At 67.5% G+C, this 14,955-nt stretch carries 11 protein-coding genes; 7 read left to right on the forward strand and 4 right to left on the reverse strand.

Annotation, left to right across the window (positions count from 1 at the left end; all coding sequences use genetic code 11):
- Positions 1-38 precede the first annotated feature (38 nt).
- Positions 39-1,170 (forward strand): peptide chain release factor 2 gene (prfB, locus tag IEY14_RS02080; protein WP_188906557.1). Its coding sequence is split into 2 segments (ribosomal slippage): positions 39-107 and positions 109-1,170, totalling 1,131 coding nucleotides; the frame shifts between segments, so codons are not numbered across the junction.
- 17 nt (positions 1,171-1,187) lie between these two features.
- Here the strand turns inward: prfB and IEY14_RS26070 are convergent.
- A complete protein-coding gene (locus tag IEY14_RS26070) occupies positions 1,188-2,477 on the reverse strand; it encodes a M23 family metallopeptidase (RefSeq protein ID WP_188906558.1) in 1,290 nt (429 codons plus the stop codon).
- A gap of 87 nt (positions 2,478-2,564) precedes the next feature.
- Positions 2,565-3,035 carry a peroxiredoxin gene (locus IEY14_RS02090; protein WP_188907351.1) on the reverse strand — a complete coding sequence of 157 codons (471 nt, stop codon included), beginning with the start codon at positions 3,033-3,035 and terminating at the stop codon, positions 2,565-2,567.
- 139 nt (positions 3,036-3,174) lie between these two features.
- On the opposite strand from IEY14_RS02090, the gene IEY14_RS02095 reads away from it, so the two are divergent.
- A complete protein-coding gene (locus tag IEY14_RS02095) occupies positions 3,175-6,567 on the forward strand; it encodes a hypothetical protein (protein ID WP_188906559.1) in 3,393 nt (1,130 codons plus the stop codon).
- Positions 6,568-6,587: 20 nt separating this feature from the next.
- Here the strand turns inward: IEY14_RS02095 and tyrS are convergent, their stop codons facing one another.
- Complete coding sequence (gene tyrS, locus IEY14_RS02100; RefSeq protein ID WP_188906560.1) at positions 6,588-7,832, reverse strand: tyrosine--tRNA ligase; 1,245 nt, start codon at positions 7,830-7,832, stop codon at positions 6,588-6,590.
- Positions 7,833-7,958: 126 nt separating this feature from the next.
- Between tyrS and IEY14_RS02105 the strand changes: the two genes are divergently transcribed.
- Positions 7,959-9,068, forward strand: coding sequence for an anhydro-N-acetylmuramic acid kinase (locus IEY14_RS02105; protein ID WP_373288884.1), 1,110 nt, complete (start codon positions 7,959-7,961; stop codon positions 9,066-9,068).
- A 60-nt stretch (positions 9,069-9,128) separates the two neighbouring features.
- Here IEY14_RS02105 and IEY14_RS02110 read toward each other — a convergent pair whose 3' ends face one another.
- Entirely contained in the window at positions 9,129-9,803 is a 675-nt protein-coding gene (locus IEY14_RS02110) for an alpha/beta hydrolase (RefSeq protein ID WP_188906562.1), read from the reverse strand.
- A 185-nt stretch (positions 9,804-9,988) separates the two neighbouring features.
- On the opposite strand from IEY14_RS02110, the gene IEY14_RS02115 reads away from it, so the two are divergent.
- The 4 genes from IEY14_RS02115 (at position 9,989) to sufD (ending at position 14,914) form a co-directional block, all read left to right on the forward strand.
- Positions 9,989-11,179 (forward strand): cysteine desulfurase family protein, encoded by a 1,191-nt coding sequence (locus IEY14_RS02115; protein WP_188906563.1) that lies wholly within the window; start codon positions 9,989-9,991, stop codon positions 11,177-11,179.
- Positions 11,180-11,314: 135 nt separating this feature from the next.
- On the forward strand, positions 11,315-12,853 hold the full coding sequence (sufB, locus tag IEY14_RS02120) for a Fe-S cluster assembly protein SufB (RefSeq protein WP_188906564.1): 1,539 nt from the start codon (positions 11,315-11,317) through the stop codon (positions 12,851-12,853).
- Positions 12,854-12,917: 64 nt separating this feature from the next.
- A complete protein-coding gene (gene sufC, locus IEY14_RS02125; protein WP_188906565.1) occupies positions 12,918-13,673 on the forward strand; it encodes a Fe-S cluster assembly ATPase SufC in 756 nt (251 codons plus the stop codon).
- A complete protein-coding gene (sufD, locus tag IEY14_RS02130) occupies positions 13,673-14,914 on the forward strand; it encodes a Fe-S cluster assembly protein SufD (protein WP_188906566.1) in 1,242 nt (413 codons plus the stop codon). Before sufC ends, sufD begins: the two co-directional genes overlap by 1 nt.
- The last annotated feature ends 41 nt before the right edge of the window (positions 14,915-14,955 follow it).

Here is a 14,955-nt window from a genome sequence, read left to right on the forward strand (position 1 = left end):
TCTCCGGCTTCCCTTCCATCAGCCGGAGGCTTTGCGGCATGCGTGCCGAAATCGAGACCATGGTCGACGAAATCAAGCAGGCCATAAGCCTGCTGAGGAGGCATCTTTGACTGGGATGCCGCGAATAAACGCCTGAGCGTCCTGAACGCTCAGGTCGAGAATCCGTCCTTCTGGAACAATGCCGAAGAAGCCCAGAAGCTGATGCGCGAGCGCCAGCGGCTGGAAACCTCCATCACCGGCATTAAGGCTCTCGAACAGGGCCTCAAGGACAATATCGACCTCATCGCCATGGGCGAGGAGGAGGGTGACGCCTCGATCGTGACCGAGGCGGAGGACGCGATCCGCGCCATCAAGGCCGATGTCGACAAGCGCCAGATCGAGACGCTCCTGTCCGGCGAGGCCGATTCCAACGACACCTATGTCGAGGTGCATTCGGGCGCCGGCGGCACGGAAAGCCAGGACTGGGCCTCGATGCTCCTGCGCATGTATATGCGCTGGGCGGAGCGGGCCTCGATGAAGGTCGAGCTCCTCGAAAGCCATGCCGGCGAAGAGGCGGGCATCAAGTCGGCGACGCTGCTCCTCAAGGGGCACAATGCTTATGGCCTGATGAAGACCGAATCGGGCGTGCATCGCCTCGTGCGGATCTCGCCCTTCGACAGCCAGGCGAAGCGCCACACCTCCTTCGCCTCCGTCTGGGTCTATCCGGTGGTGGACGATTCGATCGACATCCAGGTCAACGAATCCGACTGCCGCATCGACACCTATCGCGCCTCCGGCGCGGGCGGCCAGCACGTCAACACGACCGATTCGGCGGTGCGCATCACGCATATCCCGACCGGCATCGTCGTCGCCTGCCAGCAGGAACGCTCGCAGCACAAGAACCGGGCCACCGCCTGGGCCATGCTGCGCGCCCGTCTCTACGAGGCCGAGCTGCAGAAGCGCGAGGAGGCCGCCAATGCCGAGGCCGCCTCGAAGACGGATATCGGCTGGGGTCACCAGATCCGCTCCTATGTCCTGCAGCCCTACCAGATGGTGAAGGACCTGCGGACCGGGGTGCAGAGCACCTCGCCCCAGGACGTGCTCGACGGCAAGATCGACGAGTTCATGGAAGCGGCGCTGGCGCATCGCGTCCATGGCGGCGAAGGCGCCAATGTCGGCGATATCGACTGACGAACCGACCCGCCGGATCAGCCGAGCGCGCTGATCCGGCGTCCGGCCCGGAGATAGCGCTCCGGGTCGATCGCATCGCCCGCCCGGCGCAGTTCGTAATGGAGATGCGCGCCGGTGCTGCGACCCGTCGAGCCGACCTGGCCGACCGGCATGCCGACCGTCACCTTGTCCCCGACCGTGACGAGAATTCGCGACAGATGGGCGTAGCGTGTCGCCAGCCCGTTGCCGTGGTCGATCTCCACCATGTTGCCATAGGAGCCGTTGTCGCCGGCGAAGACCACCTTGCCCGGTGCGGTGGCGGCGACGGGCGTGCCGGGCTCGGCGACGAAATCCACGCCCGTATGCATCGCCTCGCGCCCGAGAAACGGATCGGATCGGATGCCGAAGCCGGAACTGATCGTCTGCGACGTCACCGGCGCCGCGAGCGGCAGGAGCCGCGAGGTCTCGCGCGCCGCCTGAAGCGCGTCGAGGGCGCTCGCCAGCCGGGCAAGGCTGGTGTCGAAGTCATGGCCGGCGGGGACCGGAACGAAGGGGCCGCCTTCGCCCGTCGCCAGGCTGCGGGACGCGCCGCGCGCCTCGATGCCCTCGGTGCGCAGAACCGCGCCGATCGCATCCGAGCGGCCGCGCGCATCGGCGGCCAAAGCTTCGAGACCGTCGATCTGGCGAAGCTCCGCCTCGTCCAGCGAGCGGCCGATCGCCTGGATGAGGTCGGGCGTCGGCGCCTCGCTCCGCGAGGGCTCGGTGCCGGCCGGTTCCGAGCGGTCGATCAGCCGGAAGCGTGCGAGGCCGTCGGTCTTCGCCGCTTCCTCGGTGAAGGCGAGGGCGGGCGGCGCGGCCGAAGGATCGGAGGCGAGGCTCGGCCGGTCCTGCGGGACCGGTATCCCGGTCTTCAGGAGGCCGTTGGAACGCGCGCGTTCGAGAAGCGGGCCGAGCTTCGCATAGCGCTCGGCGAGATCGGCCTGCTGGCTGAGCAGCACGTCGACCTTGCTCGTCACCTTCGCCTGATCGATGAAGCCGCGCGTCGTCAGCCGCTCGACCTCGGAGCGCAGCGCGGCGATCCGCAACTCGTAGTCGCGCGCGAGCGGCGCCGGATCGGTCGCGGCCGGAATGGCGGCCCCGCCGAAGGCCAGGGTGCCGGGCAGGCCGCAGGCGACGATCCCGGCCAGGGCGCAGCCCGCCAGCGTGGAGGAAGCGAGCAGCAACCAGGGGCGCAGGGTCAGCTGACGGACGCGCTCGCCCTTGGCGATGGTGATCGTGGTCGCGAGATGGGGCCGACCGAAGAAGCCGCGATGATGCGTTGCCGACATGCCGGTGAATCGCCGAAGACGCGCGGAGCACAGCCCGCCTCGCCGGCAATTACACCTCGTTAGGGTTAATCAATCCTCAAGATCGGGTCAGCCGGCGAAAAGTTCAGTCGCTTTTTCCAAGACCTCGGCGGCGTGGTTCGGCACCTTCACCTTCGGCCAGACCGCCTTCGCGACGCCCTCGGCGTCGAAGAGGACGGTGGTGCGCTCGACACCCATATATTTGCGCCCGTACATGCTCTTCTCCGCCCAGACGCCGAGCGCTTGAAGGAGGGATTTTTCCTCATCCGAAAGGAGCGTCACGGTAAGATCGTGCTTGTCGCGGAACTTGCCGTGCTTCTTCACCGGGTCCGGCGAGGCTCCGACGACCCTGACGCCGATCGTCTCGAATTCGGGCAGCCGTTCGGAGAATTCCGAGGCTTCCTGGGTACAGCCTGACGTATCGTCCTTGGGATAGAGGAAGAGAACGAAAGGCCGACCCGCGAGTTCGGACAGGGTGACCATGCCGCCACGATCGTCCGGGAGAGAGAAGTCGGGGCAGCGATCGCCGACCGAGATCATGATTGCGCCTTCCTTTGATCCGAGAGCCATGGCATCGACAACGGGCCGTGCCATGATCGTCCTTCTCCCGTTTGCCTGCCCGATGCAACTGCCCGCGCGGGACGGGATGAAGACGCGTGCCGCGCCGGGTGCTCGCTGAATGGCGCGTCTGACCCGGGGATGCCTCGCGCTGGCAAGCGTCCTCATCACCGTTCTCGTTCTTCTCGGCGCCGGCCTCTTCGTGCTCTTCGACAGCATGGCGGGCCGCAATTTCGTGCAGGAACAGACCGAAGCCCTGGTCGATCGTCTGCTCGGTGCGGACTACCGGACGGAGTTCGGCCATCAGTCGATCAGTCTCGGCGAGGGCGAGCTTCGGCTGCGCTGGAGCGACGTGACGGTCGAACGGCTCGGCGTCGTCCAGCCGCAGCTTGCCGTCCGCTCCGTCGCGATCGGCCTCGATGGCATGTCGCTGCTCACCGGCCGGATCGAGGCGCGATCCCTGGAGATCGAGGGAGCGGCGATCGATATCACCGGCAATCCGGCCGCCGCCGAAGCGGCGGCGACGGCCGAGGGTCTGGCGCCGCAGCCGGACGTGACGCCCGTTGCGCCGCCGGTCGAACCCGCCGCCGCCGAGCGCCTGTTGCCGGCGCTGATGCAGCGCATTCTCGGCCAGTCGGAACGGCAGCTCGCGACGCTGGCCCGGATCGGCATCGATTCGGTCGAGCTTGCCGATGTCCGCCTGACCGCCCCGATCGCGCCCGGCGGCACGCCCTTCGTCGTGCGGATCGAACATCTCGGCATGGATCTCAGCGATCCTCGCGCCATGAGCCTGTCCGGCCTCCTCGCCGTCGACAGGACGGAGGTGCCGGTCGAGGCGGGCATCTCCTTCGACGAAAGCCGCGCGAAGCTCGTCTCGGCCCGCTCGCGCATCGGCCCAGTGCGGCTCGGCGAACTCGTGCCGCCGACGCCGGCGGAGGACACGAAGAGCCAGCGGCCTTTCGCCACGGATGGCGATCTGACGCTTTCGCTCGATGTCGACACGCGCCCGGAGGACGGAAAGCGCGCCGCCCGCATCGGCCTGTCGCTCGGCGAAGGCCATGTGCAGGAAGGGCGCGGCCATAGCGAGATCGAGAGCGTCGCCCTCGCCCTCGACTATCTCGAAGGCGAGGACCGGATCGCGATCGGCCCGAACCGCATCGCGGCGGACGGCTTCGAGATGGCGCTCGATGGCGAGATCTCGCCGGTCTATGACGGCACTGAGAAACGCCGTTTCAACGGCTTCTCGATCGACCTCGCCTCACGCCAGTTGCGCTCGGCCGTCGGTTCGGCGAGCGGCCGTTTCCAGGACGGCGTCTTGAAGCTCAAGGCGCGGACCGATCTCGACGCGCGCGCCGTCGATCTCTCGCTGCTGGACCTTCGGGCGGGTGGCGGGTCGCTGACCGGCAGCGCCACCTATCGCTTCGCCGATCCCGACGCGGTGACGGAGCTGCGCATCGACGCCGCGCGGCTGCCGGCCGCCGTGGTGAAGGCCTTCTGGCCCTTCAACGTGGCGCTCGGCGCCCGGCGCTGGGTGGAGGCGAATGTCGGCGACGACGGCGCGGTGACGGCCGGCTTCGTCGCCTTGAAAGCGGCGCGGCGGCGTTTCGCGGAAACCGCGAAGCCTGGCAAGGCTTTCGATCCCAGCGAGCTGGAAGTGCGGTTCGATCTCGAAGGCCTGTCCTCGAAGAGCTTCGGCCAGTTGCCCGAGCTTCTGGACGCCGATGGCACCGTCGAGGTGCATGGCGGCGATACGCTGGTCAGCGTCGCCTCGGCCGCCGTGGCGGGCATGCCGGACGCGAAAGTCGAAGGCGGCCTCGTCAGCTTCAGCAAGAATCCGAACGAGACGTCGCAGCAGAGCGACGCCAAGGTCGTCGTCAATCTCGTGGGCAAGGTGCCGGCGCTGCTCGCCATCGCCGCTAGTCCGCCCTTGCGGGTCGACACGCATCTGCCGCTGCGCGCCGACAAGACCTCCGGCAGCGCCAAGGTCGTGGCCGATGTCGACCTCCTCGTCGGCGACGACGTGCCGGATGGCGAGGGGCTGAAGGGCTGGCGTGTCGCCGTCGACCTCAAGGACGCGGCGATCGACGAACCCGTCCTCGGCCGCAAGGTCGGCGATGTCGACGGCACGATCACCGTCGCGGGCACTGGGGTCGAGGGGCAGCTGAAGGCGAGCCTCGACGGGGCGCGGGGCGAGGTGAGCTTCAAGCGCTCCTTCGCGCCGGAGCCGCCGCAGGGACGGCGGATGGAGGCGCAGCTCCGCATGGGCAGCGCCGAGCTCGCCAAGCTGGCCCCGGCGCTCGGCGACGTCATCGAGGGGCCGGTCGAGGCGAGCCTCGTGGAAGGGCGCGACCAAGCCTATAGTGTCGAGGCCGATCTTTCCGGCGCGTCGCTGAACCTGCCGGCGATCGGCTGGCGGAAGGGCAAGGGCGTCGATGCCGATCTTTCCTTCGCCCTGTCCGGCAAGGGGGGCGAGCGCGGCACCGAGATCCGCGACCTTCTGTTGAAGGGGGACGGCTTCGTCGTCTCCGGCCGGGCGCTGATGACGCGCGACGGCCTCGCCAGCGCCGATCTCGACAATGTGGCGCTCAATCCCGGCGACGAGGTGCGGCTGAAGGCGGAGCGCCGGGAGAACGGCTATTCCCTGGAGATCAAGGGCAGCCAGTTCGACGCGCGCCCGCTGCTCGCGGATCTGCGCAGCAATATCGGCGCCAAGACGGCGACGCCGCCGAAGGGCGCCGGTCACGAACTCGACGTCTCGGCTTCGGTCGCGAAGGTGCTCGGCTTCGGCAAGGAGACGATCCGCGACTTCTCGCTGAACTATGCCGGCAACGGCTCGCGCATCGCGGCGCTGTCGATCGCCGGCAAGGCGAAGAACGACAAGGCCTTCACCATCGATCTCTCGCCGCGCGGCGAGGCGCGGTCGGTGGAGGTGAATGCCGAGGATGCCGGCGCGCTGATCGACTTCACCGGCGCCTATGGCCGCATGGAAGGGGGCAAGCTGTCGCTGTCTCTGCTCGGCTCCTACGATCGCGACTATCAGGGGAAGATCCTGGTGAAGGACTTCACCCTGGTGGACGAGCCGCGGCTGTCGCGTCTCGTCGCCTCGCCGGCTTCCCCGGATTCGCAGAGCCTGTCGCAGGCGGTCGGGCGGGATCTGCGCACCGAACGGGCGACATTCGATCACGCCTCGGCCGGCATCCGCTTCGGCAAGGACGGGCTGCGCCTCGCCGACGGCATCATTCGCGGCCCGGTCTTCGGCTCGAGCTTCGCCGGGACGCTCTACGACACGCGCAACCAGACGGACATTACCGGCTCCTTCATGCCGGCCTATGGCCTGAACCGCGTCTTCGGCGCGATTCCCGTGGTCGGCCAGATCCTCGGCAACGGGCGCGAGGGCGGCCTGATCGGCATCACCTACCGGCTCAGCGGGGCGCTGGCCTCGCCGAAGCTGGAGATCAATCCGATCTCGGCCATCGCCCCCGGCATCTTCCGCAACATCTTCGCCTATCAATAGGCGAGAGGCGGCCGCCCGGTTCAGACCGGGCGGACGAGGACGTGCTTCTTCTTGCCGAGCGAGAGCTTGGCGACGCCGCCCTCCAAAAGATCGGCAGGTCCGATCACCCGCTTCTCGTCCTCGACGACGACATCGTTGAGGCGCACCGCGCCGCCCTTCATGTGCCGCCGCACCTCGCCGTTCGATGCGGCGAAGCCGGCCGCGACGAAGAGCGACAGGAGGCCGATGCCCGCCTCGAACTCGGCGGCGGCGACCTCATGCGTCGGCAGCGACGCGGAGAGCGCGCCTTCCTCGAAGGTCTGGCGCGCCGTCTCGGCCGCGCCCTCCGCCGCCTCGCGGCCATGCAGCAGCGTCGTAATCGCCGTGGCGAGCACCTTCTTCGCCTCGTTGATCTCCGAGCCGCCAAGCGCCTCCAGCCGCGCGATCTCGTCCATCGGCAGGGTCGTGTAGAGCTTCAGGAAGCGGCCGACATCGGCGTCTTCCGTGTTCCGCCAATATTGCCAGAAGTCGTAGGGGCTCAGCATGTCGGCGTTGAGCCAGACGGCGCCGTTCGCCGACTTGCCCATCTTGGCGCCGGAAGCGGTGGTCAGAAGCGGGCTCGTCATGGCGTAGAGCTGCGGCGTGCCCATGCGATGGCCGAGATCGATGCCGTTGACGATGTTGCCCCACTGGTCGGAGCCGCCCATCTGGAGGCGGCAGTCCAGGCGCTTGTTCAGCTCCACGAAATCATAGGCCTGGAGGATCATGTAGTTGAATTCGAGGAAGCTCAGCGACTGCTCGCGATCGAGGCGCAGCTTCACCGAATCGAAGGACAGCATGCGGTTGACCGAGAAATGCCGCCCGACATCGCGCAGGAACTCCACATAGTTCAGCCCGAGCAGCCAGTCGGCATTGTTGACCATGCGGGCCTGCCCGTCGAAATCGAGAAGGCGCGAGAAGACCTTGCGGATGCCGACGAGATTGTCCTCGATGCCTTCGGGGGTCAGAAGCTTGCGCGCCTCGTCCTTGAAGGACGGATCGCCGATCATCGAGGTGCCGCCGCCCATCAGCGCGATCGGCCGGTGGCCGGTCTCCTGCATCCAATGCAGCATCATGATCTGGATCAGCGAGCCGGCATGGAGGCTCGGCGCCGTTGCGTCGAACCCGATATAGCCCGTGACGCTTTCCGTCGCGAAGAGCTTGTCGAGGCCGGCTTCGTCGGAAATCTGATGGATGAAGCCGCGCTCCGAGAGGATGCGCAGGAAATCGGACTTGAAAGCGCTCATGCTTGCGGGTCTCGAATGCTGGAAAGAGCCCGTGAAACCGGGCATTGGCCGGGGTTTACCAGCCTCGCCGGGAAATGAAAGGGCGCGCCCATGGGCAGGAGCCAGGCGATTCGCGCGATCGGCCTGATGAGCGGCACATCGATGGACGGCATCGACGTGGCGCTGATCGAGACCGATGGCGAGAGCCATGTCCGCCGTCTCGGCGCGGCGGGCTTTCCCTACGATGCCGGATTCCGCCGGCGCCTCGCCGAGGCGCTGGACGAGGCGAAGGCGCTTCGCGAGCGCGAGGCGCGGCCCGGTTCCCTGGCGGCCGTGGAGCGCGAGCTGACCGACCGCCATGCCGAGGCGGTGCACCGCTTCGCGGACGAAAACGGGCTCGACCTTCGCGACATCGGCGTCGTCGGCTTCCACGGCCAGACGTTGCTGCACCGGCCGCAGGAGGGGCTGACGGTGCAGCTCGGCGACGGCCCGCGCCTCGCCGAGGCGCTCGGGCGCGACGTCGTCTTCGACATGCGCGCCGCCGACATGCGGGCGGGCGGCCAGGGCGCACCGCTGATTCCCGCCTATCATGCGGCGCTCGCCGCCGGCCTGCCGGACGAGCAGCGCCGCTATCCCATCGCCTTCGTGAATATCGGCGGCATCTCCAACATCACCGCGATCGACGGCGACACGGCGCCGATCGCCTTCGACAGCGGACCCGGCAATGCGCTGATCGATCAATGGGTCGCGCGCGAAGCCGGCATTCCCTTCGACCAGGACGGGGCGGTGGCGAGCGAGGGCCATGTCGATACTGGCCTGGCCGAGGCCTATCTGGCCGCGCCCTTCTTCGACAAGCCAGCGCCGAAATCGCTCGACCGCTTCGATTTCGCGGTGCCGGAGCCCGGCGCCGGTGCGCTGGAGGATGTCGCCCGCACGCTCTGCTTCGTCGCGGCCGAGGCGGTGCTGAAGGCTGCCGCGCATCTGCCGGCCACGCCGAAGACCTGGATCGTCGGCGGCGGCGGCCGCAAGCATCCGGCGATCATGGCGGATCTGAAGGCGGGCGCGGCGCGGCGAGGGGCGCGGGTCTGGTTGGCCGAGGAGGCGGGGCTCGACGGTGACGCGCTGGAGGCCGAGGCTTGGGCCTATCTCGCGGTGCGCTCGCTGAAGGGCCTGCCTTTGTCCTGGCCTTCGACGACCGGATGCCGCCGGCCGGTGACGGGCGGGGTGCTGGCGCGGTTCACGCCCCGCCAGCCTTGAGATGTCGCGTCGCGAGCGGTGCCATTTCGGCGCCGCTCGCGAGCCGGTGTCCTTCCTCGCCTATTTCAGGCGCTTCGGGCGGATGTCGGTCAGCTCGCCCTTCAGGCGGCGGTCCAGATAGTCGGCGCATTCGGCGAGCAGGAGCTCGGTATGGTCCGAGTAGAAATGATTCGCGCCCTCCACCGTCTTCTGGGTGATGAGGATGCCCTTCTGCGTCTTCAGCTTGTCGACCAGCGTCTGCACGTCCTTCGGCGGCGCGACTCGGTCCTTGTCGCCATGAATGATGAGGCCGGAGGACGGGCAGGGGGCGAGGAAGGAGAAGTCGTAGGAATTCGGCTGCGGCGAGATCGACATGAAACCCTCGATTTCCGGCCGACGCATCAGGAGCTGCATGCCGATCCAGGCGCCGAAGGAATAACCCGCGACCCAGCAATGCTTCGAATCGGGATGCAGGCTCTGCACCCAGTCCAGCGCCGCCGCCGCGTCGGAAAGCTCGCCCGCCCCGTGGTCGAACTCGCCCTGGCTCCGGCCGATGCCGCGGAAATTGAAGCGCAGCGTCGTGAAGCCCCGCTCCACGAACATGTAGAAGAGCTGGTAGACGATCTGGTTGTTCATCGTGCCGCCGAAGCGCGGATGGGGATGCAGAACGATGGCGATCGGCGCGTTCTTTTCCTTGCTCGGCTGGTAGCGACCTTCGAGACGTCCGGCGGGACCGTTGAAAATTACCTCGGGCATGTGCGATCCTATGACAACGCGAACGCGAAAGGCCGCGCCTTGACGGGGGAAGGGCGGCCTTTTACTCTTACTTTAGAACGGCTATAAACTACTGCGCCCGCTGAAGGCGCTATGTAGTTCAGCGGGCGGCGGCAATTCAAGAAATTTGCGCTCGGTTCAATCGATAAGGACTCCGCGAGCGGCAGATGGCACCCGTCGGGCGACGCATCTATCTCGATCACAACGCGACCGCGCCGCTTCTTCCCGAGGCGCGGGCGGCTTTGCTCGCCGCATTGGATCAGGTCGGCAACCCGTCCTCGGTCCATGCCGAGGGCCGGGCGGCGCGCGCGCTCGCCGAGACGGCGCGGCGAAATGTCGCTTCCCTCGTCGGCGCCTCGGCCGAAGCCGTCACCTTCACCGCCAGCGCGACGGAATCGGCGATGACGGTGCTCACGCCGGAATGGTATCGCGACGGCGCCGAAGATCGCCGGACGGCGCTGGCCGTTCTCGCAACCGATCACCCCGCCCTTCGCGAAGGGGGGCGCTTCGCCCCGGACGATGTAACGCGGCTGCCCGTCGATGCGACGGGCGTCATCAATCTCGGCGCTCTCGACGCCTGGCTCGCGCGGCTCGACGGCGCTCCGGCTCTGCTAGCGCTCTGTCTCGCCAATGGCGAGACGGGAGTTCTCCAGCCGCTGGCCGCCATCCGCGAACGTCTCGAGGGGCGTGACGTGCTTCTCGTCCTCGACGTGGTCCAGGCCGTCGGCCGCCTGTCGTTCGACATCGGCGCCAGCGGCGCGGCGGCCGTGATTCTCTCCGGCCACAAGCTCGGCGCGGCAAAGGGCGTCGGTGCTCTGATCCTCGCCGATGACGGCCTGCGGCCCGCGCGCCTCGTCGCGGGCGGCGGACAGGAGAAGGGGCTGCGCTCCGGCACGGAAGCCCTGCCGGCGATCGCGAGCCTCGGCGCGGCGGCCCTCGTCGCGGCGGCCCGGGCGGATGCCGGAACGGCTCGCCTCGGGGCGTTGCGGGATCGGATCGTCGCGCGGCTGGAGGCGGCGGGCTGTCGCTTCACGTGGTTGGGCGCGGCCGCGTCGCGGCTGGACAATACGCTGGCGCTCGCCATACCGGGTCTCAAGGCGGAAAGCGCGCAGATCGCGCTCGATCTGGAAGGCTTCGCGGTTTCGGCGGGTTCGGCCTGCTCCTCCGGCAAGGTCGGGCCGAGCCATGTGCTTGCCGCGATGGTCGATGGCGGCGCGGCGGCCGAGCGAGACGGCGGCCTGCTGCGCGTCAGCCTTGGCTTCGAGACCTCGGAAGAGGATGTCGAGGCCTTCGCGGCGGCGCTCGCCGGCATCGTCGCACGGGCCCAGGCCCGGGACCTCGCGCGCCGGGCGGCTTGAAAAGACGGGAACAGACGGCCGAGTCGAGCCTTAAAACTTGACTCTGACACACCATATGATGCTGGAGGCTCAGCCGACAGCGCAGACGAAACCGACCGCCGGGCAGGATTGGCCCGGCGCGTATGGAGCGACCCCATGCCAGCAGTCCAGGAAACCATCGATCAGGTCCGCCGCATCGATGTCGACCAGTACAAATACGGTTTCGAGACGCTGATCGAATCGGACAAGGCCCCGAAAGGTCTGAACGAGGAGATCATTGCCTTCATCTCGGCCAAGAAGAGCGAGCCGCAATGGATGCTCGATTGGCGCCTGGAGGCCTTCGCCCGCTGGAAGACGATGGAAAGCCCGGACTGGGCCCGTCTCGACTATCCGCCGGTCGACTACCAGGACCTGCACTACTATTCGGCGCCGAAGTCGATGTCCGGCCCGGCCTCGCTCGACGAGGTCGATCCGGAAATCCTGCGCACCTATGAGAAGCTCGGCATCCCGCTGAAGGAACAGGAGATTCTCGCCGGCGTGCGCAAGCCCGACGAGCCGTCGGAGTTCGGCAGCGACGAGGATTCCGGTGTCCCGCCTTCGGAAGGCAGCTATGGCGGCCGGGTCGCCGTCGACGCCGTGTTCGATTCCGTGTCGGTCGCCACGACCTTCAAGAAGGAGCTTCAGAAGGCCGGCGTAATCTTCATGCCGATCTCCGAGGCGATCCGCGAGCACCCGGATCTCGTCCGCAAATATCTCGGCTCGGTCGTGCCGGTGACGGACAATTTCTTCGCGACGCTGAATTCGGCGGTCTTCACCGACGGCTCCTTCGTCTACGTGCCGCCGGGCGTGCGCTGCCCGATGGAACTGTCCACCTATTTCCGCATCAACGAGCGCAATACCGGGCAGTTCGAGCGCACGCTGATCATCGCGGACAAGGGGTCCTACGTCTCCTATCTCGAAGGCTGCACGGCCCCGATGCGGGACGAGAACCAGCTGCACGCCGCCGTGGTCGAGCTCGTGGCGCTGGAGGATGCCGAGATCAAATATTCCACCGTCCAGAACTGGTATCCGGGCGACAAGGACGGCAAGGGCGGCATCTACAACTTCGTCACCAAGCGCGGCGACTGCCGCGAGAAGAACGCCAAGATCTCCTGGACGCAGGTCGAGACCGGCTCGGCCATCACCTGGAAATATCCGTCCTGCATCCTGCGCGGCGACAATTCGCGCGGCGAGTTCTATTCGATCGCCGTCTCGAACGGCCGCCAGCAGATCGATTCCGGCACGAAGATGATCCATCTCGGCAAGAACACGTCGAGCCGCATCATCTCCAAGGGCATCTCCGCCGGCCATTCGAACAACACCTATCGCGGCCAAGTGACGGCGAACCGCCGGGCCGAGAACGCCCGCAACTTCACCCAATGCGACTCGCTGCTCATCGGCGAGGACTGCGGCGCCCATACCGTCCCCTATATCGAGGCGAAGAACTCGACGGCGCAGTTCGAGCACGAGGCGACCACCTCGAAGATTTCCGAGGACCAGCTCTTCTACTGCATGCAGCGCGGCATCCCGGAGGAAGAGGCCGTGGCGCTGATCGTCAACGGCTTCGTGCGCGACGTCATCCAGCAGCTCCCGATGGAGTTCGCGGTCGAGGCGCAGAAGCTCATCGGCATCAGCCTCGAAGGCTCGGTCGGCTAACAGCTCGCTCAATCCCTCCCGCGCGGCCCAAGGTGGCCGCGCCCTCTTCGGAACATTCGGATCCATGCTGGAAATCAAGAACCTTCACGCCCGCGTCGCCGACACCGATACGGAGATCCTGCGCGGGCTGGACCTCACGGTGAAAGCCGGCGAGGTCGCGGCGATCATGGGGCCGAACGGCTCGGGCAAGTCGACGCTCTCCTACATCCTCGCCGGCCGCGAGGATTACGAGGTGACCGAAGGCGACATTCTCTACAACGGCGAATCGATCCTGGAGATGGACCCGGCCGAGCGCGCCGCCGCTGGCGTCTTCCTCGCCTTCCAGTATCCGCTCGAAATTCCGGGCGTCGCGACGATGACCTTCCTGAAGACCGCTCTCAACGCGCAGCGCAAGGCGCGCGGCGAGACGGAGCTGACGACGCCGGACTTCATGCGCCGCGTGAAGGAAGGGGCCGCCGGCCTGAAGATCGATTCCGAGATGTTGAAGCGGCCGCTGAATGTCGGCTTCTCCGGCGGCGAGAAGAAGCGCGCCGAGATCCTGCAGATGGCGCTCTTGGAGCCGAAGCTCTGCGTGATGGACGAGACCGATTCCGGCCTCGACATCGATGCGCTCCGCATCGTCTCGGATGGCGTCAACGCGCTGCGCTCGGCCGACCGTTCGTTCCTCGTCATCACCCACTACCAGCGCCTGCTCGAACATATCGTGCCGGACAGCGTCCATGTCCTCTACAAGGGCAGGATTATCCGCTCGGGCGGCAAGGAACTGGCGCTCCAGCTGGAGGAAGAAGGCTACGGCCAGATCATCGGCGAGGCCGCCTGATGAGCGAGGTCGTGTCCCTGCGTCGCATGACGCCCGCCGAGGAGGCGGTGATCGCCAGGGCCGAGGCGGAGGGTGCCGAGGCCGACGGATCGCGCCGCGACGCAATCGCGATGCTCCGCCGCGAAGGCCTGCCGCATCGCCGGATCGAGGCTTGGCATTACACGGATCTGCGCAGCCTCGTCGGCCGTGACGGGCCTGCCGGGTCGGCCGGCGCGCGCGACGATATCCTGGCGCCGCTTCTACCCGGCAGCACGGTGGTGGAACTCGGCCGTCCGGCCGCCGCGAGCGCCGCCGGCCTCAGCCTGTCTCGCAGCGGGACGACGCCGGACTGGCGCCAGTCCGTGAATCATCTCGATCGCGCCTTCGACACGATCCGCCTCCTTGCCACGGCCTTCGGCGCCAGCGGCACCCGGATCGAGATCGCGCCGGGGGCGAAGCTCGCCCAGGCGGTCGAGCTGCGCGGCGAGACGACGGCGTCCGGCGAGCGCGGCTTCGCCGAATGCCATGTCGGCGACGGCGCCAGCGTCACCTTCGTGGAGCGCCTTCCGGCGGGCGGCGAGCGGGCGCTCTCCACCGCCGTGTCGAACCTGACGATCGGCGAGGATGCCGAGGTGCTCTGGATCGTCGATCAGGAGCGCGGTGCCGGCGAGACCCATCTCGGCCAGCTGAATGTCGCGGTCGGCAGGAATGCCAAGTTCCGGCTCTTCGTCCTCAATGCCGGCGGGGCCGTGGTGCGGCTCGAAGTCCATACGCTCGCCGTCGGCGAGGGCGCCGAGATCATCATGCGCGGCGTCAATCTCCTCGAAGCCGGCCAGCATGTCGACGTGACGACGACGCTGAACCACAAGGTCGAGAACACGACGGCGACGGAGATCTTCCGCAATGTCGTGCTTGGCGGCCATGGCGTTTTCCAGGGCATGATCCGCGTGTCGAAGGGCGCGCAGAAGACCGATGCCCGCATGGCCTGCAACACGCTGATTCTGTCGGACGAGGGCGACTTCTCGGCCAAGCCCGAGCTCGAGATCTTCGCCGACGACGTCCAGTGCGGCCATGGCGCGACCGTTGCCGAGATCGACCAGAACCACCTCTTCTATCTGATGTCGCGCGGAATCCCGGCGGCGCCGGCCCGCGCGCTGCTGGTGCGCGCCTTCGTCGACGAGGTGGTCGAGGAACTGGAAGACGAAGCCGTGGTCGAGGCGCTGGAAGCGCGGATCGACGCCTGGCTCGAACGCGAGCGCTGAGACGGGGTGGGGCAGGGTGCCGCGCGTCGCAGGAGGCAGAG

The organism is Aureimonas endophytica (genome assembly GCF_014642635.1).
In the GTDB taxonomy this organism is placed as follows: domain Bacteria; phylum Pseudomonadota; class Alphaproteobacteria; order Rhizobiales; family Rhizobiaceae; genus Plantimonas; species Plantimonas endophytica.

Bases quoted from the DNA above. Each gene is read 5' to 3' on its own strand.
- IEY14_RS26070 (WP_188906558.1), bottom strand. From the start codon at position 2,477: ATGTCGGCAACGCATCATCGCGGCTTCTTCGGTCGGCCCCATCTCGCG.
- IEY14_RS02090 (WP_188907351.1), bottom strand. From the start codon at position 3,035: ATGATCTCGGTCGGCGATCGCTGCCCCGACTTCTCTCTCCCGGACGAT.
- IEY14_RS02095 (WP_188906559.1), top strand. From the start codon at position 3,175: ATGGCGCGTCTGACCCGGGGATGCCTCGCGCTGGCAAGCGTCCTCATC.
- tyrS (WP_188906560.1), bottom strand. From the start codon at position 7,832: ATGAGCGCTTTCAAGTCCGATTTCCTGCGCATCCTCTCGGAGCGCGGC.
- IEY14_RS02105 (WP_373288884.1), top strand. From the start codon at position 7,959: ATGAGCGGCACATCGATGGACGGCATCGACGTGGCGCTGATCGAGACC.
- IEY14_RS02110 (WP_188906562.1), bottom strand. From the start codon at position 9,803: ATGCCCGAGGTAATTTTCAACGGTCCCGCCGGACGTCTCGAAGGTCGC.
- IEY14_RS02115 (WP_188906563.1), top strand. From the start codon at position 9,989: ATGGCACCCGTCGGGCGACGCATCTATCTCGATCACAACGCGACCGCG.
- sufB (WP_188906564.1), top strand. From the start codon at position 11,315: ATGCCAGCAGTCCAGGAAACCATCGATCAGGTCCGCCGCATCGATGTC.
- sufC (WP_188906565.1), top strand. From the start codon at position 12,918: ATGCTGGAAATCAAGAACCTTCACGCCCGCGTCGCCGACACCGATACG.
- sufD (WP_188906566.1), top strand. From the start codon at position 13,673: ATGAGCGAGGTCGTGTCCCTGCGTCGCATGACGCCCGCCGAGGAGGCG.